Raw genomic sequence first — 20,673 nt, 5'->3', positions numbered from 1 at the left:
TCCTCGATGGAAATATGGTTGTCGTTCCACATCCATCAGCATCGCGAGACGGTCCAGGTCAACAGGGCCATGTTCGATGCCGCTCAGAAGCGAGTGCTGTGCGCCGACCACACCAAGTTCGATCAACGCGCACTCCACGCGATGGCACCGTTGTCCGATTTCGACACGGTCATCGTCGACGCGAAACCGCCTCGCCGCCACTAGCGGCCTTCACGGTCCCGCGCTGAATCGCCCTCGGCCCCAGCAACGTTGGGTGCAGATGCCGCCCAACCAGCAGCTCGGGCGACACCTGCACTCCACCCCTCGCGTGAATCGACTCGTGTGCCCGAGACGTCCGCGTCGTCATGTGACCACCATGACGGAGCAGACGTTACCAGAAAACGGGCCAATTGGTTTGTTTAGTTTCCAAGGGCAGAAGTGCGCTGACCGATGGATCACTGGGGCACGAGATGGCACCGGACGGCGTCCACGCTGTCCTGGGCGTGTCCTGGGAACCGGACACCGGCGTGAATGACCGCCGCGGGATCGCCGAGCCACGAGCGCCGCCGCCGTCGGGCACGCGGACCAGCCCGACCGACCGACAAGGACAAGCCGTTCGAGCGCAGCGGCGGGAGCGGGGGAGGGCAGGGCGGGTCATCGAAACGCCGTCATGTGGTCTTGCGCTCGCGAAGAAGGCGGTCAACCACGACCGGGCCGAAGCCCGTCGGCGTGGGGCGAAGACACGTGCCCAGGAGGTAAGCGACGTGTATCGCTGCGGCGCCGGCCGACGCCGGGACACCGCAGCGATATCGTCGTGATTTGTTACGGCAACGTTGTGGCGCTGGTGGACTCGTCGATGTCGAAGAGTTCGCCGATCAGACCGCCGAGGAACCGCCGGTGTTGCGACGATATTTCGGCCGCCGCTGCTTCGTCCCGGGCCGCGCACAGTGTGATCAGGTTGTCGTGGTGTTCGATGGCGTCCTGCCAGCCGCGGAGGCTGGAGAACTTGCGGTAGTAGATCCGGTGGATCTGCGGGTGCACCTGGTGCATGAGCCGCTTGAGCAGCGGGTTACCGGCGGCGTCGACGATGACGCCGTGGAACGTGTCGTCCGCGGCGAGGGCGGCTCCGATGTTGTCGGTCTTGATCGCCTGCGCGAGGTCGTCGTTGGCGGTGCGCATCACGTCGATCATGTCGTCGGTGAGGTTGGGCACCCCCGTTTTCACGGCCAGTTGGTCCAAGACCTCCATCACGGCCAGCGTTGCCTCGACATCGGCCCGGTTCAGCGGGGTGATCCGGGTGAAGGCGGCGGGTTTGGCCTCGACGAGTCCGGTGTCGATCAGCCGGGTCAGAGCCTCGCGCACCGGGGTGCGGCTCAGACCGAGATGTTCGGCCAGCTCGCTGTCCTTGACCTTGGATCCGGGCGCGAGCTCACCGGTGACGATCGCGTCGCAGATCCGCTCGAACGCGACGTCGCTCATGCGGGGGCGCTCCACCGGATTATCACGCAACATACTGGATACTGTACTCTGCACGCCGCACGCTCCCGGGGTCCGCGTGTGCGAGTGCCAGGCGCCTTGTCGCGAGGATACCGAGAGCGCCTTCGTCGACCGTCCATCGTCCGGGCCTCGACTACCCATCCGCGCTGCGTCGCCCGGCGAGGACCTTGCCGCCGAGTTCGTCGCCAGGCTCGCCCCCGGCCGCAGCAGGTACGGAGCTGGGCGTTGCGGCGGATCGACCGGCCTTCGCCTCGGCTTTCTCTTCGGACTTGTCGATCACCGACGCGGCCAGGGAGTTTCCGACGACGTTGACCGCGGTGCGGGCCATGTCGGCGATGAAGTCCACCCCCAGCAGGAGTGCGACGGCTTCGGCAGGGAGGCCGATGGTGTTACCTGCGGCGATGAGCACCACGATCGAGGCGGAGGCAACGCCTGCCATGCCCTTGGACAAGATGACCAGCACGCCGACCATCAGCAGCAGGGTCGGGATCGAAGTGTCGACGCCGTAGGCGTTGGCGAGGAAGACCAGGGCCACAGCCTGGTAGAGGACGGAGCCGTCGGTGTTGAACGAGTAGCCGAGCGGCACGACGAACGAGGTCGTCGAGCGGCTGACGCCGAGCCCCTCGAGCTTGAGTAGAAGCGGTGCGAGCACTGCCTCGGAGCTGCGCGTGACGAAGGCCAGTCCGACGAGATTTCCGATTGCTTTGAGCATGGTGACGTACTCGACGCGGAAGATCGCGGCAATGATCGGAAAGATGATGCCGAGGATGATCGCCATACCGACGTAGACGACGGCGAGGAAGCCGAGCAGGCTCGACAGGTTCCCGAATCCGTAGTGCGCGACGTCGTAGCTGATGAAGCCCAGGACGCCGAGGGGGGCGAGGCGGATGACGTATCCGACCACCTTGAACATCGCGCTGGCGAGTGAGTCGAGCACGGACGTCATCGGCTTGGACTGCTCACCGATCGCAGCGAGTGCGACGCCGACGAACCCGGCGAACACGATCACTGCCAGCAGGTTCCCCTCCGCGAAGGCGGCGAAGACGTTCTTCGGAACAGCATGCAGGAGCAATTCGTGGAAGTCGATGCCCTGCTCGAGGGTCTCGACTGAGGCTCCGTCGGCGCCCGCGACGGGGGCGCCGGAACCGATGTCGAGCAACTTCGCCAGCGCGACCGCCATCAGCAGGATGATCGTGGTGACGACCTCGAAGTACAGGATCGCCTTGGCGGCCATGCGGCCGACCTTCTTCGCCGAATCCATGCGCGCGATTCCGAGCACGATGAGCGGGAAGACCAATGGGACGACGATCATCTGAACCAGGTTGAGGAACACGTCGCCGGCCAGTTTCAGTTGCTCGCCGACGGCGGGGGCGAACGTGCCGATGAGTGCGCCGACGCCGACGGCGATCAGTGATTGCACTCCGATCGGAAGCTTCCAGAATTTCCACCACTTGCGTGGTGTGCGAGACGCATCGGCGTCTTCGGGTGCTGTCGCGTCGTCGGCAGGGATGGCGGGGGATGTCGTCATTCAACAGCTCCGATATATTGGATGTGGTGTACTGTTCGACAACAGTGATCGACGTCATAGTCCCTGTCAAGTAGAACGGCGAAATAGGTGTTGGTGGAAAAGTTGAGCGGCAGCGATGTGCGGATCGAGCACGACTCGATCGGAGATCTGGCGGTACCGGCGCGGGCCTACTACGGCGTTCACACCGCACGGGCGATCGAGAATTTCGCGATCACCGGGTCCACCATCGGTCAGTACCCGGAATTGGTCGCGGCGTTGGCGACGGTCAAACAGGCTGCCTGCCTGGCCAACCGGGACCTGGGCCTCCTCGATACGCGGCGGGCCGATGCGATTGTGGCCGCGTGCACGGAGATTCGCGCCGGGGCGCTGCTCGACCAGTTTCCGATCGATCCGATCCAGGGCGGGGCGGGCACCTCGTCGAACATGAACGCCAACGAGGTCATCGCGAACCGCGCACTCGAAATCCTGGGGTACGGGCGCGGCACCTACACCGAGCTCGACCCCCTCACCCACGTGAACCTGGGGCAATCCACCAACGATGTGTATCCGACCGCAATCAAGCTCGCGCTGGTCGAGCATCTCCGACTGTTGATCGCGTCGCTCGGTCGGCTCGCGGAGTCGTTCGAGCGCAAGTCGATCGAATTCGACGACATCATCAAGATGGGTCGCACCCAGCTGCAGGACGCGGTACCGATGACACTCGGTCAGGAGTTCGCCGCCTACTCGATCATGCTCAACGAGGACTGCGCCCGGCTCTCCGAGGGAGCGCTTCTGCTGCTGGAATCCAACCTCGGCGGCACCGCCATCGGCACCGGGATCAACGGCCATCCCGAGTACTCCGCGCTCGCCTGCAACTACCTGCGCGAGCTGACCGGTGAACCGGTCGTCCCGGCCGGCAATCTGATCGAGGCAACCCAGGACTGCGGGGCATTCGTGCAGGTCTCCGGCATCCTCAAACGTGTCGCCGTGAAATTGTCCAAGACATGCAACGATCTGCGGCTCACCTCCTCCGGGCCTACCGCCGGGCTCGGTGAGATCAATCTCCCTCCAGCCCAAGCTGGTTCGTCGATCATGCCCGGCAAGGTCAACCCGGTCATCCCCGAAATGGTCAACCAGGTCGCGTTCGAGGTGATCGGCAACGATCTGACCGTCACGATGGCCGCCGAGGGTGGACAGCTCCAGCTCAACGCCTTCGAACCCGTTATCGTCTACAGCCTGCTGCGCTCGACGACACACCTCGCCGCGGCCTCGGACACCCTGGCTGTGAAGTGCATCGACGGGATCACCGCCAACCGTAACCACCTCGAGCAGGGTGTTCGGCGCTCGATCGGCATCGTCACCGCGCTCTCGCCGTTCATCGGATATACCGCCAGCGCGGATATCGCCAAGAGGGCCCTCGCAACCGGCACCTATGTCGGTGACCTCGCCGTCGAGGACGGTCTGCTCACCCGCGCGCAGGTCGACGACATCCTGTCCCCCCGTAGACTTGCCGGCCTGCTCACCGCCCCGACCGTGGACCGCGAATTCTCCGCACTCGACCATTCCACCGGTGTCGCCGCGCACTGATCGACCGCATCACATCCCGCACCTCGGATACAGGACGCCGCAGTCTTCGCCCGAGGAGAAGTACCCATCGAGAGGAAACGAGAATCGGATGACGCTCACATCGACGGCACACTCCGTCGCAGTCCCTGCGACACATGCGCGCTCCTGGCTTCTGGTCGCGGGCTCACGTCCGGACGAGTTCGCCGCCGCCGCGAACTCGGCGGCAGACGCGGTGATCTTCGATCTCGAGGACGGTGTTGTTCCGTCCTCGAAAACGCAAGCCCGCGAGGACGTCGCACGTTTCCTCGCCGGTGGTGGCACCGGGTGGGTGCGCATCAACAGCGTCACCACCGCGGACTGGTCCGCTGACCTCGACGCGATTCGGGGGCTACCGGGATTGAGTGGCGTCATGCTCGCCAAGACCGAATCCGCGGACCAGGTCGATCGCACCGCTGCCGAGCTGCCGCACACCCCGATTCTCGCCTTGGTCGAATCGGCGCGTGGCGTCGAATTCGCATTCGACATCGCCTCGGCCGACGCCACGACCCGGATCGCATTCGGTACCGGCGACTTCCGACGGGACACCGATGCGGGCGCCGAGCCCGACGCCCTGGCCTACGCACGTGGACGACTCGTGGTCGCGAGCCGAGCCGCCGGCATCCCCGGTCCTGTCGACGGCCCCTGCTTGACAGGCGAACCCGAACTGTCCGAGGCCTTGGCCGTCACCAGGTCGATGGGCATGACCGGCAAGCTGTGCATGCACAGTGGTCACACAGGGATCGTCAATCGTGAACTGTCCCCGCTACACAGCGACGTGACATGGGCTGCCGAAGTCATCGCACAACTCGGCGCCAACGGCGAGAACATCGCCGACGGCAGTGATCGCCCCAAACTCGCCCGCGCCCTGCGGATCACCCACCTAGCCGACATCTTCTCGGGTTCCGCCTGATCACACAACCAACCGAATCCGTCGTCGGACAACGGTCGGTGAGTGCACGGACACCGACGACGCACAAAGACTCGATTCCCACCGCTATCGCCGCACCCCGGGGTCACAATTCAGATGCCGCTGGCGGTTACACACGACGCGGCGAAGTCGCACCAGCCCCACCGACCAGATTTCACTGATGACTGGCGGACTCCGGGCACGACGGCATGCCGGCTCGGCAACAGGGATCGTCCTGTCGCAGAGTCGGCATGGTGTGCGTTGCCCCGGGTCAGGATGCTCGGGGCCGGGCCCGGTTGTGCGCCGGTATCGGTTTCCGTTCCCAGTCGACTTGCCGTGGTGGGATGAACGTGGGGTGCCGGTCGGCTCCCATTTCCATTTCCCAGTCACTGTGGTGGAGCAATCGGTGGTGGAATCCGCAGAGCAGTACCAGGTTGCCCATGTCGGATGGCCCACCTGCGGACCAGTGAACGATGTGATGGCCTTCGCACCAGGACGGCGGCGCACCACACCCAGGGAACGCACACCCTCGATCTCTCGCCACCAACGCTTTTCGCTGCCGCTTGGTGACCGTTCGGGTAGATACGCCCAGGTCGAGTGGTGCACCCTTGTCGTCGAGCACGATCGGCGTGTAGATCGAGTCGCAGCTGAGGAGCCGGGCTGCTGTGAGGCTCAGCGGCCCCATCCACTCGGTCCACGCCACTCCGTCGACGGCGAAAAGCGACTCGCCAGCGGCGGAGGCATCGCGCTGTTGTCGCGCGCTGCAGTCAGTGTGGTCGGCGAGATCCTTGACGTTCACGTGGAGTGAGACGTGTGGCCGTTCGCCACCTTCTTCGCCGGCTATCCCGGAGTCGAGGTAGCGGCGAAGGAGTTCGGTCAACCCGTCGGCCCGTCGCCGTCCGGGCGTGCGGCCATCCTTGGTCCCGTCCTGCGCAGGTCGCGGCTTGGACAGTCCGGAGAGCGCCGAGAGCAGCATTTCGCCGGTGACGGCGTCCAGGTCGCCTTTGACGGCGACGCGGCCGTTGAGTGTCTTGGAGGCGTGGAACTCGTTGAGGTCGGTGTCTTCGCTGGGCGGCGGATCGTCGGATTCGAAGGCGCGTTCCAGTCTGGCGATGACGGCGCGCACCGCGTCCGTGTTGGCGGTGGGACCGGTTGCGGCGAACAGCAACGCATTTCGGCAGTCATCCATCGCTTCGAGCGGCATCCCCTTGGGCGGCCTCTCGCAGAACTTCATGATGAGCGCCGCATGCTCCGCCGAAATGTTGGTGTCGAAGTACTCTTCCGCGACCTCCGGCTGCTGACGCAACCCTCGGCCCAACATCACGATTCGCCCCGCCGCACCCACCTCGAGCAGTGTCTTGGAGGCCAACCACATTTTCGCGTTCGGAAACCCCAGCACATCAACCTTGCAGCGATGATCGACGGCACCGACGAGCCTGACACGCAACGCCTCGAGTCGCTGAATCTCCTCCGAGATACGAACGACCGAGTCGAGCAACTCGGCCTCGGCCAGACGCCACGCATCACCGACCGCGGTTGCCAGAATCTCGTCCGACAACGCCCCCTGGATATCTCCCCCGAGCCCCATACACAGATCTTAGTTCGCACACATGTTCGAGTCAATGGTCGATTCGAACCACCGTCATCGGGTTGCCGATCAGGAGGGAGGCGCACACCGCAACATCGCGGCCAACGACCGAGTGTGCCTGCGCCACAGCCTCACCGGGGCGTGGTCCATCGCGCCACGTAGGTCCGCCCCGGTCCCAGATCGCGCGAGACGCACGAATTCGCAAGAGGGCGGGAAACGGTCGTCGCCTCCGCAAGGAGGCGGCGCTCCGGTTGTAGCTAGCTGCCGAACCCGCTGAAGAGGCTGAGCAGATCCCCCAGACCGAGGTTGGCGCTTCCGCCGCCGCCCGGAGCCGGAGCCCCGGTCAGGGTCAGCTGCGCGACAGGACCGAGCGTGACATACGGGTTGGTGCTCGCACCCTCCTTGCACTGCGTGATCACCGCATAGGTGCCCGCCGGCAACTCGATAGAGGTATCCGTGGCCTCACCGCCAGTGAAACCGGCGTACTTGATCGCGTCGACACGGTTGGTCTTGTCGAAGACCGGCGCGCCGAAGGGGAAGATCTGCGCCTCACGATGATTGAGCGCCTCGGTAGTCGCGATTCTCAGCGGGCTCGGCACGCGGTATCCCCGATTCAGTATGCGGGTTGCGATCCGTTCGGTGGAGTCATCTGTGGCCTCTATGCTCGCGATCATCACCAGCCGCGTCGCCGCCGCCGTATCCGATTCATCCACGAGTTGGTGGAAGTACCGGAGCTCTGCGTTCGGGACCAAACGCCGAGGCGTGCTGCCCCTCACCGATGCGTGCCCGTTGCGCGCTCGGCGAGGTAGCCCTCGTCGGCAGCGACGTACAGGGCGCCGCCCGGATCATGCTGCGCCCGGAACAGATCGAGGTGAGCACCGACGGTGTCGGCGTCTCCGGGACGGTCGTCGACGTCGAGTATCTCGGCGGAGATGCTCGTGGGTATCCGCCTCGACACCGAGGGCGGCGTAGTTCCCGAGCGAGTCACCGTACGCCGCTTCGGTGCCGGAAATCTCGCACCCGGTGACCGGGTCGGCATCCGGGTCCTCGGTAGAGCAGTGGCATACGAACCATGACGTAACGCGACACCGGCCGCAGCAGCAACTAGCCCCGCGCCATGTCGACGAACTTGGACAGGTGAAGCTGGTGCGCCACAGTGATTGTCGCGGTCGGACCGTTACGGTGCTTGCCGAGGATGAGGTCGGCCTCGCCGCCGCGGGGGTCGTCGCGTTCGGTCGCGTCGGGGCGATAGAGAAGGATCACCATGTCGGCGTCCTGCTCCAGCGATCCCGACTCGCGAAGGTCGGCGACCTGGGGGCGCTTGTCCTGCCGCTGCTCGGGACCACGGTTCAGCTGGCAGATCGCGACCACGGGAACCTCGAGTTCCTTCGCCAAAAGCTTGAGGCTACGTGAGAACTCGGAGACTTCCTGCTGACGTGACTCGACCTTCTTACCGGAGCTCATCAGCTGCAGGTAGTCGATCACGATGAGCTTGATGTCGTGTTTCTGCTTGAGCCGCCGTGCTTTTGCGCGGATCTCCATCATCGTGAGGTTGGGGGAGTCGTCGATGAACAGCGGCGCCTCACTGATTTCGCTCATACGGCGAGCGAGCTTCGTCCAATCGTCGTCGGTCATCTTGCCGGAGCGCATGTCGCCGAGCTTGATCTTCGCCTCCGCCGACAGCAGACGCATGACGATCTCGGTCTTGCTCATCTCGAGCGAGAACATGACGCTGGCCATACCGTGCTTCACGGAGCAGGAGCGCAGGAAGTCCATGCCGAGGGTGGAGTTGTGGGTCGGCACCATAGAACGGCCCGCGAGGTACAAATGGTCGGCGTTGTCGACTTCGACGCACCGCACGGGGACACTCTCGACCTTGCGTACGTCGGTGATGAAACGAGAACCTGAACGAACGGTAGCGCTGCTCGCGCGACGTTCCTTGTGGAGCAGAGCCTTCCGCGGAAGTCCGAAAACCTCGTCATCGGTTGCGAACGTAAGGGTGTAGGCAGTCGACGACGCCTCCGTACGACCGTGCACCTTCTTGGTGCTCATCTGGCAGCGGTAGCCGAGGCTGACGATCAGCTCCTGCGCGTCGCGCACCAAACGCTCACTCGTAACGGAGAACTGCACGGAGCCACCAGCCGTCACAGTGCCGTCCGTGTCCAGCAAACCGGCGAGCACCCAGCGGCGCTGCAGCTCAGATCCACGCAGGTACTGGATGGGAATGTGCTTGTTACCCAACACCCCGAGGGTCCGCAGTCGCGCCTGGAGAGTGCCCACCTCGTTTCGGCACTTCTGGCAGAGCCTCATGCCGATCGAAGGCCCGCCGCAATGTTCACAGGTTGGAGCCGGCACTGGATCCGACATGAAACGCGCCTTGCCACCGCAAGACTGCCCACAGGTACGCACCTGGCTCGTGAACGGCACGAAGGATTCGCCGCACACCACGCAGCCGCGGGGAGCGATCGGAGCTTCAGGCGCCAACTGCAAGCTGTATCGCAATTTCGCAGTCGTCGACGGAACCGCAACCAAACCTTCCGCCTCGATCAGCATGATGATCTCGGGGTCGGCGCACGTGATATGAGCAGCCGCCGAAGTGCCGTCACCGAGCCACGCTCCGAGCGTGTACGGAGGCACGAGCAGGTCCTGTGCAGGCAACTCGAGCGGTTTCGCATTGGTGACCGAATGATTCACGTGCGAATCCGCGGTAGCGCAGCGAAGTGTGGCGGCGATTTCGGCTGTCGTACGCACCTCAGCGAACGTGCCCTGGTTCTTGTATCGGTTGTAGCCGGTGGCGGCCTGCTGCGCCGACCGCCGAGATGCCCGCGTCTCCGTCAACCACTGATGCTGCTCGTCGGCGACGAGGACGGTGCCGTCCGAGAATTCCACCTCGTAGCAGGGCCTGCCGACCATGACGTCGGTGGCGGCGACGACGCGGGTGGGCTTGCCGTCGGCGTCGATGAGGTGATCGCCGACCTGGACGTCACCCATAGTGGTCCAGCCGGTGGGCGTGGCGAGGGGAGTGTCGAGGGCGAGCGCCTTGCCCACACCGGGTCGGGCCGCGACGATGATCATCTGGCCCGGGTGGAGGCCATTGGTGATCTCGTCGAGTTCGACGAAGCCGGTGGGCACACCGAGGGAGATGCCGCCGCGGCTGGCGATGGAGTCGATCTCGTCCATCGTGGGCTGCAGGAGCTCTTCGAGGGGGACGAAGTCTTCGGTGGTGCGGCGTTCGGTGACCTCGAAGATCTCGGCCTGCGCGCGGTCGACGACCTCGGCGACGTCCTGACCGTCGGCGCCGGTGTAGCCGTACTGGACGATGCGGGTGCCGGCGTCGACGAGGCGACGGAGGATGGCTTTCTCCGCCACGATCTCGGCGTAGTAGCCGGCGTTGGCGGCGGTGGGCACGGTCTGGGTGAGCGTCACCAGATACGGCGCTCCGCCGATGCGTCGGAGCTCGCCGCGACGATCCAGCTCCGCAGACACCGTCACCGGGTCGGCGGGCTCACCGCGGCTGTAGAGGTCCAGGATCACGTCGTACACCGACTGATGCGCGGGACGGTAGAAGTCGCCGGGACGGAGCACCTCGAGCACGTCCGCGATGGCGTCCTTGCTGAGGAGCATGCCGCCGAGGACCGACTGCTCCGCCGCCATGTCCTGAGGTGGCTGCCGGCCGAACTCTTCGCCGGGCTCCGCGTCCGGCGGACCCGGGTATTCGGAACGGCCCCGATCGTCTACTACAGCCACTCGACCGACCTTCCCCATCACTGTTGCGCCACCCCGGAAAATGCTTCCCGGTGTTGGTGCCCCGAACTCTTTGTACTCGCCCCTACCGACAACCTTCGCAGGCTGTTCGCGGCAGCCGGCGTCGTGATCGCGAGACACGCCGGGACGACGTTAGGGATTAGCTACCCGGTGTTCAAACCAGCCTGTGTACACAGTTGGGGACGAATTGTGGAAACTGCTGGGTACGTTTGTTAACCCCATGGGGATAACCTGAGGATAAGTGCATATCACAATCCCAAAGACCCAGATCAGAGCCGTTTTTTGGTTTCTCACCACTGTGGATGAAAACCCGTTCGGCGTGTCTTTCGCGTTGACGACTCGGGCGTGTTGAGTTGGTCGCCCCTGCGTGGCAATATGATTCACCTCACAGATCGTCGGCGGGGCGGCTAACTTCCAGACACAGCTGGAAGCCGCTCTTCTGCGTGCTTCAGACCGCTGAAAACGGGCTCGAGAGGGCGGCTGCGGGCCGGAATCGACAAGCACAGACCCCCCACACGCCGAGGCGTCCGGGGGGCCTGTGAGTAAACGAGTCGACTAGGCGCCGACGACGTTCAGGTGGAACTTCGCAACCACGTCGGGGTGCAGGTTCACGACGATGGCGTGCTTGCCGGTCGCCTTGATGTGAGCCTTCGGCAGCTCCAGGCTGCGCTTGTCGACGACGGGTCCACCGGCGGCCTTGATGGCAGCGGCGACGTCGGCGGCGGTAACCGAACCGAAGAGCTTGCCCGAGTCACCGGCGGTCTTGACCGACAGCGAGACGCTCTCGAGACCCTCGATGGCGTCCTTGAGCTCCTTGGCGTGGTCGAGTCCACGCACGGCGCGGGCTTCCTGCGCACGACGGATGCCCTCGACCTGCTTCTCGGCGCCACGGGTGGCGACGATGGCCAGGCCGCGGGGCAGCAGGTAGTTGCGGCCGTAGCCGTCCTTGACCTCGACGGTGTCGCCAGGCGCACCGAGGTTGTCCACGTCAGCGGTGAGGATGAGCTTCATGTCTTTCCTCCCTTTCCTTAGCGAGCCACGGTGGCGTAAGGCAGCAACGCCACCTCACGTGAGTTCTTGACGGCAATGGCAACGTCGCGCTGGTGCTGGACGCAGTTGCCGGTGACACGGCGCGCGCGGATCTTGCCGCGGTCGCTGACGTACTTACGCAGAAGCGTCGTGTCCTTGTAGTTGATCTGCGTGTTCTTCTCTTTGCAGAAGATGCAGATCTTCTTCTTCATTACCTTGTCGCGCAAGGGCGGCTTCGGCATTAGTTTGCTCTTTTCTGGATGTTCCGATCAGGTACGGATCAGAACGGGGGTTCGTCGCTCCCGCCACCAGAGCCTCCGAAGGAGCCGGACGCCTGCGGCGCACTGCCCCACGGATCATCTCCGCCGGTGTTGGATTGCGGACGTCCGCCGCCCGATCCGCCGGAGGAACCGAAGCCACCGCCGCTGCCGCCACCACGGTTGGCCTTGTTGACCTTGGCCGTGGCGTACCTCAGCGAGGGGCCGATCTCGTCGACCTCGAGCTCGACGACAGTGCGCTTTTCACCTTCACGAGTTTCGTAGGAGCGCTGCTTGAGCCGGCCGCTCACGATCACTCGCGAGCCACGGGTCAAGCTCTCCGCGACGTTCTCGGCTGCCTCGCGCCAGATGTTGCAACGCAGAAACAGCGCTTCGCCGTCTTTCCATTCATTGGTCTGACGGTCGAAGGTGCGGGGCGTGGACGCGACAGTGAAGTTCGCGACCGCGGCACCCGCGGGGGTGAATCGGAGCTCCGGATCAGCCGTCAAGTTTCCGATGACGGTGATGACGGTGTCGCCTGCCATATGGTTCCTCCTGCAGAATGTGGAGTTCGGTTGGGCACGAGCCTAGGGCTGGTGACCGACAGAAATCACTTGTTGTGGCGCAGAACCTTCGTACGCAGCACCGACTCGTTCAGACCGAGCTGACGGTCGAGCTCTGCGACGGTGGCGGGAGTAGCGCTGATGTCGATCACCGCGTAGATGCCTTCGCTGTGCTTCAGGATCTCGTAGGCGAGACGACGCTTACCCCAGACATCGACCTTGTCGATCTTGCCGCCGTCCTGGCGAACAACATTGAGGAACGTATCCAGCGAAGGAGCAACAGTGCGCTCGTCCAGGCTGGGGTCAAGGATGACCATCAATTCGTAATGACGCATAAGACCTCATCACCTCCTATGGACTAGTGAAAACGGCCACGGACTGTCCGTGGCAGGAGGGTCGTTGCGTCAGCAACCTTTGCAGGTTACACGACGAGCCCCTGACCAGCGAAATCAGGACAGCCGGTGTGATCCCGGGAACCGCGGGGTACGCCGACACGATGGCAGAAGAGAAGAAATTCCGACAGGGCGACGAGGTGGAGTGGAAGACCCACGGCACCACCACGTCGGGGACGGTCGAGGAGAAGATCACCGAGGACACCGAGGCGGCGGGCCGTACGGTGCGGGCCTCCGAGGACAACCCGCAGTACCGCGTCGTCAGCGACAAGAGCGGGCGGGATGCCGTGCACAAACCCGACGCCCTGCGCCGGGCGAGCGACTGACCTCCGCACCCGCGGCGTTTCCGCTTCGCACGCGGAGGCCCGCGCACCCTAATGTGGATTCATGCATATCGGAGCTCGGCAGCGGTCGCCGATCACGGCGCTCGTCGTCGGGTTGGCGGGTCTCTCCATGCTCGCCGGCTACCTCCAGAAGGCGCGGTGCGCCGGGGCTCCGTTCGACGGCGCCGGGCGAAGCCTGATCTTCGACCGCATCAAGGACACGCAGGTCTGCTACTCCGACATCCAGTTCCTTTGGCTCGGACGCGACGTCAACCTGCACGTCTTCCCGTACGTCACCGGGGGGATCAACGCCGACGGCATCCTCACCGGCGGCACCGTGGAGTACCCGGTGCTGAGCGGTGTGCTGATGTGGCTCGGCGGTATCGGTTCACACACCGACGCCGACTTCCTGCTGCACTCGGCGCTGATCCTCGCCCCGTTCGGACTGCTCACCGCGTGGATGCTGGGACGCCTGGCCGGCTGGTGGGCGCTGCTGTGGTCGGCCACTCCGCCGCTTGTGCTGTACGCCTTCCACAACTGGGAACTGCCGGTGGTCGCGACGTCGGTGGCCGCGATCTTCGTCATGACGCTCGAACGCATCCCCCTCCGCGCCCGGGCCGTCCTCGCTGCGGTGCTCCTCGCCGTCGGCTTCTGCCTGAAGGTGTATCCGGGTGCGTTCGTCTTGCCGCTGATCGCCTACGTCCTCACGCAGAACGGCACCGCGGGGCGGCGCTACGACGTGCGCGGCGCGGTGATGGTCGCGGTGGCCGCGATCACCACCGTCGTGGCGGTGAACCTGCCGTTCGCCCTCATCTCCTACAGCGGATGGCGGGCGTCGTTCACGTTCCAGGAGAACCGTCAGGCCGATCTCACCACCAACTCCATCTGGTACTGGGGCCTGCGACCGCTGTTCGGGCCGGTCGCCGACGACGTCCCACTCCCCGCGTACGACCAGACGGTGAGCCTGCTGTCCCCGCTCCTCGTGTGCGCCGCGTTCGCGATCGCCCTGCGGCTCGGCTGGTCGCGGTTCCAACGCGACGGCGCCTACCCGTGGATCGCCGTCAGCGCCGCCATGCTCTGCGGATTCCTGCTGCTGCACAAGGTGCATTCCCCGCAGTACACGTTGTGGCTCATCCCGTTCTTCGTCCTGCTGCGCGTCCCGTGGGGGCTCGTCGCCGCGTACCTCGTGGCCGACCTGTCGATGGGGATCGGCGTCTTCAAATACTTCGGTGCGCTCGCCGCCCAGACGGACGCGTCGACGTTCGAGGTTCTGGTGAAGTTCGGGGTGTGGGGCCGCGCGGGTCTGCTGGTGGTGCTGTTCTTCGTGTTCCTGCGCGCCGCCCAACGGCATCCGCCCGTCCGCGGGCGCACCGGTCCCGAGTCCGGCAGGCGGCCGGTGTCGAAGTCTCCCGAGCCGGTGCGATGAGCGAATCCTGGTTCGCGCACCCCACGCTGACCGGGCGGCACGTACGACTCGAACCGCTGGGCGAGGACCACGTCGACGGCCTGGTGGACGCCGTCGACGACCCCCACATCTTCCATTGGACGTCCGCCGCGATCGCCGACCGCGACGACGCGGTGGCGTTCGTCCGCAGCGCCGACGAGGATCCGGCCCGCCTCGCGTACGCGCAGATCGACGTCACCACCGAGAGGATCGTCGGCTCGACGTCGCTGTATCTGATCGATCCGAAGAACCGCAGCCTCGCGATCGGGCACACCTGGTTGTCCCGTTCCGCGCAGGGCACGCTCATCAATCCGGAGGCGAAACTGCTGTTGCTGCGGCGGGCGTTCGAAGACCTCGGCGCGGTCCGCGTCGAATGGCACACCGACGAACGGAACGCCCACTCCCGCGGCGCCATCGCGAAGCTGGGGGCCGAGTTCGAGGGAATCCTGCGCAAGCACCGACGTCGCCGCGACGGGACCTGGCGCAACACCGCTCTGTTCTCGATGATCGACGAGGAGTGGCCGCGCATCTGCCCTCGACTCGAGGCGCGAGTCGAGGGCTGACACGGTCGGGTCACGTCACGTCACGTCACGCGACGGGTGCGGTGGCCGTCACTCTCTTCACGAACTCGATGACCGCCGAGCGCATTTCGGCGCTGCGCGGAACCGCCCCGGACATCCAGAACGCGCCGTGGATCAGACCGTCGAAGCGGATCGCCTCGGTGTCGACCCCGGCCTGCCGCAGCGACTCGGCGTACGCCTCCGCCTCGTCGCGGGCCACCTCGTTCTCGGTGGTGAGCACGAGGGCCGGCGGCAGCCCCTCGAGTGAGGCCGCGCGGCTCGGTACCGCGTGCGGGTGTTCCGCGTCCTCGGGGGAGGACAGGTAGTTGCCCCAGAACCAGTCGAGGTCCCCGGCGCCGATCACGTACCCCTCGGCGAACTCCTGCCGGGACGGGAAGTCGGCGTTCGGGTCGATCACCGGGTAGATCAGCACCTGCCCCCGCAGGCGCGGTCCGCCCTCGTCCCGGGCGCGCAGCGCGGTGACGGTGGCCAGGTTGCCGCCGGCGCTGTCGCCCATGACGACGACGTTGCCAGGGTCACCGCCGTAGCTTCCGACGTTGTCGGCCACCCACTGCAGGGCGGCGGACGCGTCGTCGGCGGCGGCCGGGAACCGGTGTTCCGGTGCGCGGCGGTAGGTCGCGGCGACGACGATCGCGCCGGCGCCGTTCGCGACCGCCCGCGCGGGTTCGTCGATGACGTCGAGGTCACCGGCGACGAACCCGCCGCCGTGGAAGTACAGGACCACGGGGTGCGGCGCCCGGCCCTCCGGCACGTAGACCCGCAGCGCGATCTGTGCTCCGCCGCTCTCGTAGTGCGCTTCTTCCACCCGGGCGACGGGTTCGGGCGGCGCCTGCAGTCCGGTGAACGTCGCCACGACCGCCCGCACCTCCTCCACGGTGCTGTGTTCGAAAGCCTTCAGCCCCTGCGCCTGTAGTCCGGCGATCAGTTCTGCTGCGTGTGCGTCGAGTGCCATGTCGGTCTCCTTTATCGCGGGGTTCGGGGGTCAGGACACGGTGGAGGCCACGCGGGCATCTGCCCGGGTGAGCGCGAAACCGGAGTAGCCGCCGGCCACCACCTCGTCGCACGTCGCCCGGTAGGTGGGCGCTCCGCCGAGGTAGACCATGCAGGCGCGGGGCTTGCCGGGAATGTTCGCGCCCATGTACCACGAGTTCGTCTCCGGCAGCAGGGTCTGATTGGCGATGTCGTTGGTCAAAGCACCCCAATCGCTTTCGGCCTGCGCGGTGGGCTCGATGACGTCGAGGTCGCGGCCGTCCAGGTAGTCGATCGCGTCGGTCGCGAAGTCGACGTGGTCCTCGATGGCGAGGGGCATGTTGTAGAGCACCGACGGCGACTGCGGTCCGGTGATGAGAAACAGGTTCGGGAACTCGTTGACCATGATGCCGAGGTAGGTCTTGGGTCCGTGCTCCCACTTCTCGGCCAACGGCAGCCCACCCCGACCGCGGATGTCCATGGCCATGAGCGGACCGGTCATCGCGTCGAATCCGGTTGCGAGCACGATGGTGTCGACCTCGTAGACGCGGTCGCCTACCCGGACTCCGCTCGGCGTGATCTCGTCGATCGGCGTGGTCTTCACGTCGACGACGCTCACCGAGTCGCGGTTGAACGCCTCGTAGTAGTTGGTCTCGAGCGGGGGACGCTTGGTGCCGTACGCGTAGCCCGTCGGCGCCAGCGTCGCGGCCTTCTCAGGGTCCTGCACGCGCTCGTGGATCCGGTCGCGGATGTAGTCGGCGATCGTGTCGTTGGCCGCCTTGTCGAACAGGATGTCCTGGTAGGAGTCGATGAACAACCGGAACCCGCCGGCGTTCCAGCGCTCGTCGAACGTGCGGCGGCGCTCCTCGGCGTCGACGGCGAGCGCGGACGGCTGCACCTGAGTGAACGGCACGCCGAGGAAGTGGTTGCGGGCCGCGGTCCGCACGTCCGCGTAGTTACTCTTGATGTCCGCCACTTCGTTCGGGTCGATCGGGCCGTTGCCGAGGGGGGTCGCGAAGTTGGGGGTGCGCTGGAAGACCACCAGTTCGGCGGCGTCCTCGGCGATGAACGGGATGGCCTGGATGCCGCTGGCCCCGGTCCCGATCACGGCCACCCTCTTGCCGGTGAAGTCGGCGCCCTCACGCGGCCAGTTGCCGGTGAGCAGCACCTCCCCGCGGAAGTTGTCGATTCCGCCGAACTCCGGCGTCTTCGGCACGGACAGGTTGCCTGCCCCCGAGATGAAGTACCGGCTGCGCACGACGGCGCCGTCGTCGGTGCGGACCACCCACACCGAGTCCTCGTCGTCCCAGTGCACGCCGACCACCCGGGTGTCGAACGTGATGTCCTTACGCAGGTCGAAGCGGTCGGCGACATGTTCGAGGTAGCGCAGGATCTCCGGCTGTCCGGCGAACCTCTCACTCCACCGCCATTCCTGCTGCAGGTCCTCGTCGAACGAGTACGAATAGTGGACGCTCTCGATGTCGCAGCGGGCTCCCGGATAGCGATTCCAGAACCAGGTGCCGCCCACGTCCGAGCCGGCCTCGAACACCCGCGTCGACAGCTTCATCGTGTCGCGCAACTTGCGCAGCGCGTAGAGGCCGGCGAATCCGGCACCCACGACGACGACATCGACGTCGGCGGAAGAAATGGTCTTTGACATGGCGTTGAGCTCCTCGGGACGATGGGTTCCGGCTGGAGTCGAGCGGGCAACCGGGGTATGCCAATGACAATGACCCACGTCACATCACCCCCACACCGGGTAAATCACCCCCTCGGTTACCTGTGTTGTCCGTCACAACCAGTGGGGGTAGGTTCGTGCCACCTGGCCAACCGGAACGGGAGAGATCCACTGACTCGCTCGAGAGAACTCACGAGGTCGATGACCAGCTTCGTCGGCCGCCGCCGCGAGATCGAGGAAGCCCGCGCACGACTGCAACAGTCCCGGCTCGTGTCGCTGCTCGGTGCCGGCGGCGTCGGCAAGACGCGGCTGGCCGAGGAACTCGCGGTCCGCTCCGCGCGCGCCTTCCGCGACTCCGTCCGGTGGATCGACCTCGCGCCCGTCCGCGATCCCGACGCTCTGCCCTCCGCGGCCGCGGCCGCCCTCGGCGTCACCGACCAGTCGAGCCGCGCCGTGATGGACAAGGTGATCGACCACCTGCAGTCCCGGCACCTGCTGATCGTCCTCGACAACTGCGAGCACCTACTGTCCGCCGCAAGCGAATTCGTGAGCACCGTCCTCGCCTCCGCGCCGGAGGTCCGGATCCTCACCACGAGTCGCGAACCGCTCGGGATCGCAGGCGAATTCACGTACCTCCTCCCGCCGCTGAGCACTCCGGGTGACATCGAGGACTGCCGCGCCGCGGACATCGCCCCGTTCGAATCGGTGTCGTTGCTCGTGGAGCGTGCGCAGGGCGTCGTCGCCGACTTCCGGCTCACCGACGCGAACGCCCCCGCCGTCGCCCAGTTGTGCAATCAGCTCGACGGGATCCCGCTCGCCATCGAACTGGCCGCGGCCCGGCTGCGGTCGCTGTCCGCGTCTCAGCTCGTCGAACGCCTCGACCAGCGTTTCGCACTCCTCACCGGCGGCGACCGGGCGGCGATGCCCCGCCAGCAGACGCTGCGCGCCCTCATCGACTGGAGTTACGAACTGTGCTCGGACACCGAGCGGCTGCTGTGGTCCCGGCTCGCCGTGTTCCCCGGAAGCTTCGATCTCGAAGCCGCGGAGGCGATCAGTGGATTCGGTGCGCTGTCGGACTCGCCGGTCGTCGACGTCCTCGATCGGCTGGTCGGAAAATGTCTTGTCACCGTGGACCGTTCGACCGAGCGACTCCGCTACTCGCAGCTGATGACGGTGCGTGAGTACGGGCACGAGCTCCTCGAGCGCAGCGGGGAGCACGACGAGCTGTACCGTCGACATCTCGAACACTATTCGGAGCGCGCCCGCCGGTCGTCGCTCGACTGGTGCGGGCCAGGACAATCCGAGATCCTCGCGGGACTGCGGATCGACCACCCCAACCTCGTTGCCGCCCTGGACTGGGCGTTGCACGACGACTCACAGCGGGCCGCGGCCGCGGAACTGGCCGTCGCCTTGCGATACCACTGGATCGCAGGCGGCAACCTGTCCGACGGACGGATCCGGCTCGAGCGGATACTGCTGCGGCTTACCGAACCCACCCGGGAGCGGGGCGACGTGCTGTGGGTGACCGCCTGGACCGCGCTGATCCAGGGCGACCGCGACGCCGCACGCGAACACCTCGACGAGTGCACGACGATCGCGACCGCGCTCGGTGACGAACGTCTGCGGGCGCACGCCGATCACTGGGCGGCGATCCACGCCGTGTTCTCCGGCCACCCCGACGACGCCATCCGGCTGTTCCGTGATGCCATCGCCGTCCACCGCGCTGTCGGCGACACGGCCTCGGTGCTGACCGCGTCGTTCGAGATGGGGATGGCGCAGACCTACGACGGCCGACTCGACGACGCCCTCGAGACGTGCCGCGACGTGATCGCGGTGGCGGACGTGCACGGCGAGAAATGGAACAAGGCCTACGCCCTGTGGGTTTCGAGCGTCGCGTACTTCCATCTGGGCCGGGGCGACGACGCCGTCGACGCCGCCCAGCAGGCGCTGCGGATCCAGCGTGACTTCAAGGACAAGATCTGCACGGCCCTGTCGATCGAGGTGCTGTCGTGGGTGGCCACGTCGAGCGGAGACGCCAACGCGGCGGCGAGACTGTGCGGCGCCGCGAAGGGCGTGTGGCATCGGCTCGGCACGTCCGTCGCGGCGTTCGGCCCGCACATCACCGACGACTCCCTGTCGTCCGAGCGCGACGCCGCCCGCATGGTCGGAGCCGACGAGTTCGCCCAGCTCGCAGCGCCCGCGGTCCGGCTCACCATCGAGGAGGCCGTCGACCTCGCACTGGGAACCCCCACCGAGCACCGGGCACCACCCCGCGCCGAGGCGTCGCCGCTCACCAAACGGGAACAGGAGATCGCCGACCTGCTCGCCCAGGGACTCAGCAATCGGCAGATAGCCGAGGCGTTGGTGATCTCGCGGCGCACCGTCGACGGACACGTCGAGCACATCTTCGACAAGCTGGCCGTCAGCTCCCGCACCCAGGTGGCGGCGTGGGTCGCAGCCCGGGCGCATCCACCCGTCGTGGAGACCGGCCGATAGCCGGACCGTAACCGCCGGCCGCGCGAAACGCACTGCACAGTCGGGAATCTCGACGGTCTATACTCCACCTCGTCGCCCACGGTCGTGGGCTCC

18 protein-coding genes and 1 pseudogene are annotated in these 20,673 nt (G+C 66.0%); 8 read left to right on the top strand and 11 right to left on the bottom strand.

All coding sequences use genetic code 11. The features are described 5' to 3' along the window. The first annotated feature begins 18 nt into the window (after window positions 1-18). Window positions 19-204, top strand: coding sequence for a hypothetical protein (locus tag WKC72_RS05410; protein ID WP_370181958.1), 186 nt, complete (start codon window positions 19-21; stop codon window positions 202-204). A 597-nt stretch (window positions 205-801) separates the two neighbouring features. Here the strand turns inward: WKC72_RS05410 and WKC72_RS05405 are convergent. Then, a complete protein-coding gene (locus WKC72_RS05405) occupies window positions 802-1,458 on the bottom strand; it encodes a GntR family transcriptional regulator (protein WP_081792753.1) in 657 nt (218 codons plus the stop codon). 151 nt (window positions 1,459-1,609) lie between these two features. Continuing rightward, on the bottom strand, window positions 1,610-3,004 hold the full coding sequence (locus tag WKC72_RS05400; protein ID WP_112302430.1) for a dicarboxylate/amino acid:cation symporter: 1,395 nt from the start codon (window positions 3,002-3,004) through the stop codon (window positions 1,610-1,612). A gap of 117 nt (window positions 3,005-3,121) precedes the next feature. On the opposite strand from WKC72_RS05400, the gene WKC72_RS05395 reads away from it, so the two are divergent. Continuing rightward, window positions 3,122-4,570 (top strand): aspartate ammonia-lyase, encoded by a 1,449-nt coding sequence (locus WKC72_RS05395; protein WP_370184264.1) that lies wholly within the window; start codon window positions 3,122-3,124, stop codon window positions 4,568-4,570. Between the two features lie 88 nt (window positions 4,571-4,658). Then, on the top strand, window positions 4,659-5,498 hold the full coding sequence (locus WKC72_RS05390) for a CoA ester lyase (RefSeq protein WP_370181957.1): 840 nt from the start codon (window positions 4,659-4,661) through the stop codon (window positions 5,496-5,498). A 268-nt stretch (window positions 5,499-5,766) separates the two neighbouring features. On the opposite strand, the gene WKC72_RS05385 is transcribed toward WKC72_RS05390, so the two are convergent. Together WKC72_RS05385 and WKC72_RS05380 are read right to left on the bottom strand one after the other, a co-directional pair. Next, entirely contained in the window at window positions 5,767-7,083 is a 1,317-nt protein-coding gene (locus tag WKC72_RS05385) for a DUF222 domain-containing protein (protein ID WP_370181956.1), read from the bottom strand. 257 nt (window positions 7,084-7,340) lie between these two features. Further along, window positions 7,341-7,796: a hypothetical protein gene (locus WKC72_RS05380; RefSeq protein ID WP_370181955.1), complete on the bottom strand. Its 456-nt coding sequence runs from the start codon at window positions 7,794-7,796 to the stop codon at window positions 7,341-7,343. A gap of 68 nt (window positions 7,797-7,864) precedes the next feature. Between WKC72_RS05380 and WKC72_RS05375 the strand changes: the two are divergent. Further along, window positions 7,865-8,159: pseudogene (locus tag WKC72_RS05375) on the top strand (TOBE domain-containing protein); the annotation flags it as partial. 28 nt (window positions 8,160-8,187) lie between these two features. Here the strand turns inward: WKC72_RS05375 and dnaB are convergent. From dnaB to rpsF, 5 genes are all read right to left on the bottom strand, one after another. Beyond that, window positions 8,188-10,830, bottom strand: coding sequence for a replicative DNA helicase (gene dnaB, locus WKC72_RS05370; protein ID WP_370181954.1), 2,643 nt, complete (start codon window positions 10,828-10,830; stop codon window positions 8,188-8,190). Between the two features lie 573 nt (window positions 10,831-11,403). Continuing rightward, complete coding sequence (gene rplI, locus WKC72_RS05365) at window positions 11,404-11,859, bottom strand: 50S ribosomal protein L9 (protein WP_268788821.1); 456 nt, start codon at window positions 11,857-11,859, stop codon at window positions 11,404-11,406. A gap of 17 nt (window positions 11,860-11,876) precedes the next feature. Next, entirely contained in the window at window positions 11,877-12,119 is a 243-nt protein-coding gene (gene rpsR, locus WKC72_RS05360) for a 30S ribosomal protein S18 (RefSeq protein ID WP_005249686.1), read from the bottom strand. Between the two features lie 38 nt (window positions 12,120-12,157). Beyond that, window positions 12,158-12,679 (bottom strand): single-stranded DNA-binding protein, encoded by a 522-nt coding sequence (locus WKC72_RS05355; RefSeq protein ID WP_005249678.1) that lies wholly within the window; start codon window positions 12,677-12,679, stop codon window positions 12,158-12,160. A gap of 65 nt (window positions 12,680-12,744) precedes the next feature. Continuing rightward, a complete protein-coding gene (gene rpsF / locus WKC72_RS05350) occupies window positions 12,745-13,032 on the bottom strand; it encodes a 30S ribosomal protein S6 (RefSeq protein WP_005249677.1) in 288 nt (95 codons plus the stop codon). A 161-nt stretch (window positions 13,033-13,193) separates the two neighbouring features. Between rpsF and WKC72_RS05345 the strand changes: the two genes are divergently transcribed. The 3 genes from WKC72_RS05345 (at window position 13,194) to WKC72_RS05335 (ending at window position 15,419) form a co-directional block, all read left to right on the top strand. Further along, window positions 13,194-13,415, top strand: a complete 222-nt coding sequence (locus WKC72_RS05345; protein ID WP_370184262.1) for a DUF2945 domain-containing protein — start codon at window positions 13,194-13,196, stop codon at window positions 13,413-13,415. Between the two features lie 61 nt (window positions 13,416-13,476). Continuing rightward, window positions 13,477-14,838, top strand: a complete 1,362-nt coding sequence (locus WKC72_RS05340; RefSeq protein WP_370181953.1) for a glycosyltransferase family 87 protein — start codon at window positions 13,477-13,479, stop codon at window positions 14,836-14,838. Continuing rightward, entirely contained in the window at window positions 14,835-15,419 is a 585-nt protein-coding gene (locus tag WKC72_RS05335) for a GNAT family N-acetyltransferase (RefSeq protein ID WP_112302436.1), read from the top strand. Before WKC72_RS05340 ends, WKC72_RS05335 begins: the two co-directional genes overlap by 4 nt. Before the next feature lie 25 nt (window positions 15,420-15,444). On the opposite strand, the gene WKC72_RS05330 is transcribed toward WKC72_RS05335, so the two are convergent. Together WKC72_RS05330 and WKC72_RS05325 are read right to left on the bottom strand one after the other, a co-directional pair. After that, complete coding sequence (locus tag WKC72_RS05330; RefSeq protein WP_370181952.1) at window positions 15,445-16,389, bottom strand: alpha/beta hydrolase; 945 nt, start codon at window positions 16,387-16,389, stop codon at window positions 15,445-15,447. Between the two features lie 30 nt (window positions 16,390-16,419). Continuing rightward, window positions 16,420-18,066: an NAD(P)/FAD-dependent oxidoreductase gene (locus tag WKC72_RS05325; protein ID WP_112302438.1), complete on the bottom strand. Its 1,647-nt coding sequence runs from the start codon at window positions 18,064-18,066 to the stop codon at window positions 16,420-16,422. Between the two features lie 219 nt (window positions 18,067-18,285). Between WKC72_RS05325 and WKC72_RS05320 the strand changes: the two genes are divergently transcribed. Continuing rightward, on the top strand, window positions 18,286-20,580 hold the full coding sequence (locus tag WKC72_RS05320; RefSeq protein ID WP_112302439.1) for a LuxR C-terminal-related transcriptional regulator: 2,295 nt from the start codon (window positions 18,286-18,288) through the stop codon (window positions 20,578-20,580). Window positions 20,581-20,673: the final 93 nt, after the last annotated feature.

The sequence above is a fragment of the Rhodococcus wratislaviensis genome (genome assembly GCF_041228765.1).
In the GTDB taxonomy this organism is placed as follows: domain Bacteria; phylum Actinomycetota; class Actinomycetes; order Mycobacteriales; family Mycobacteriaceae; genus Rhodococcus_F; species Rhodococcus_F wratislaviensis.
Note: the sequence above shows the minus strand (reverse complement) of the source record. Positions and strands in the feature narration are given on the sequence as shown.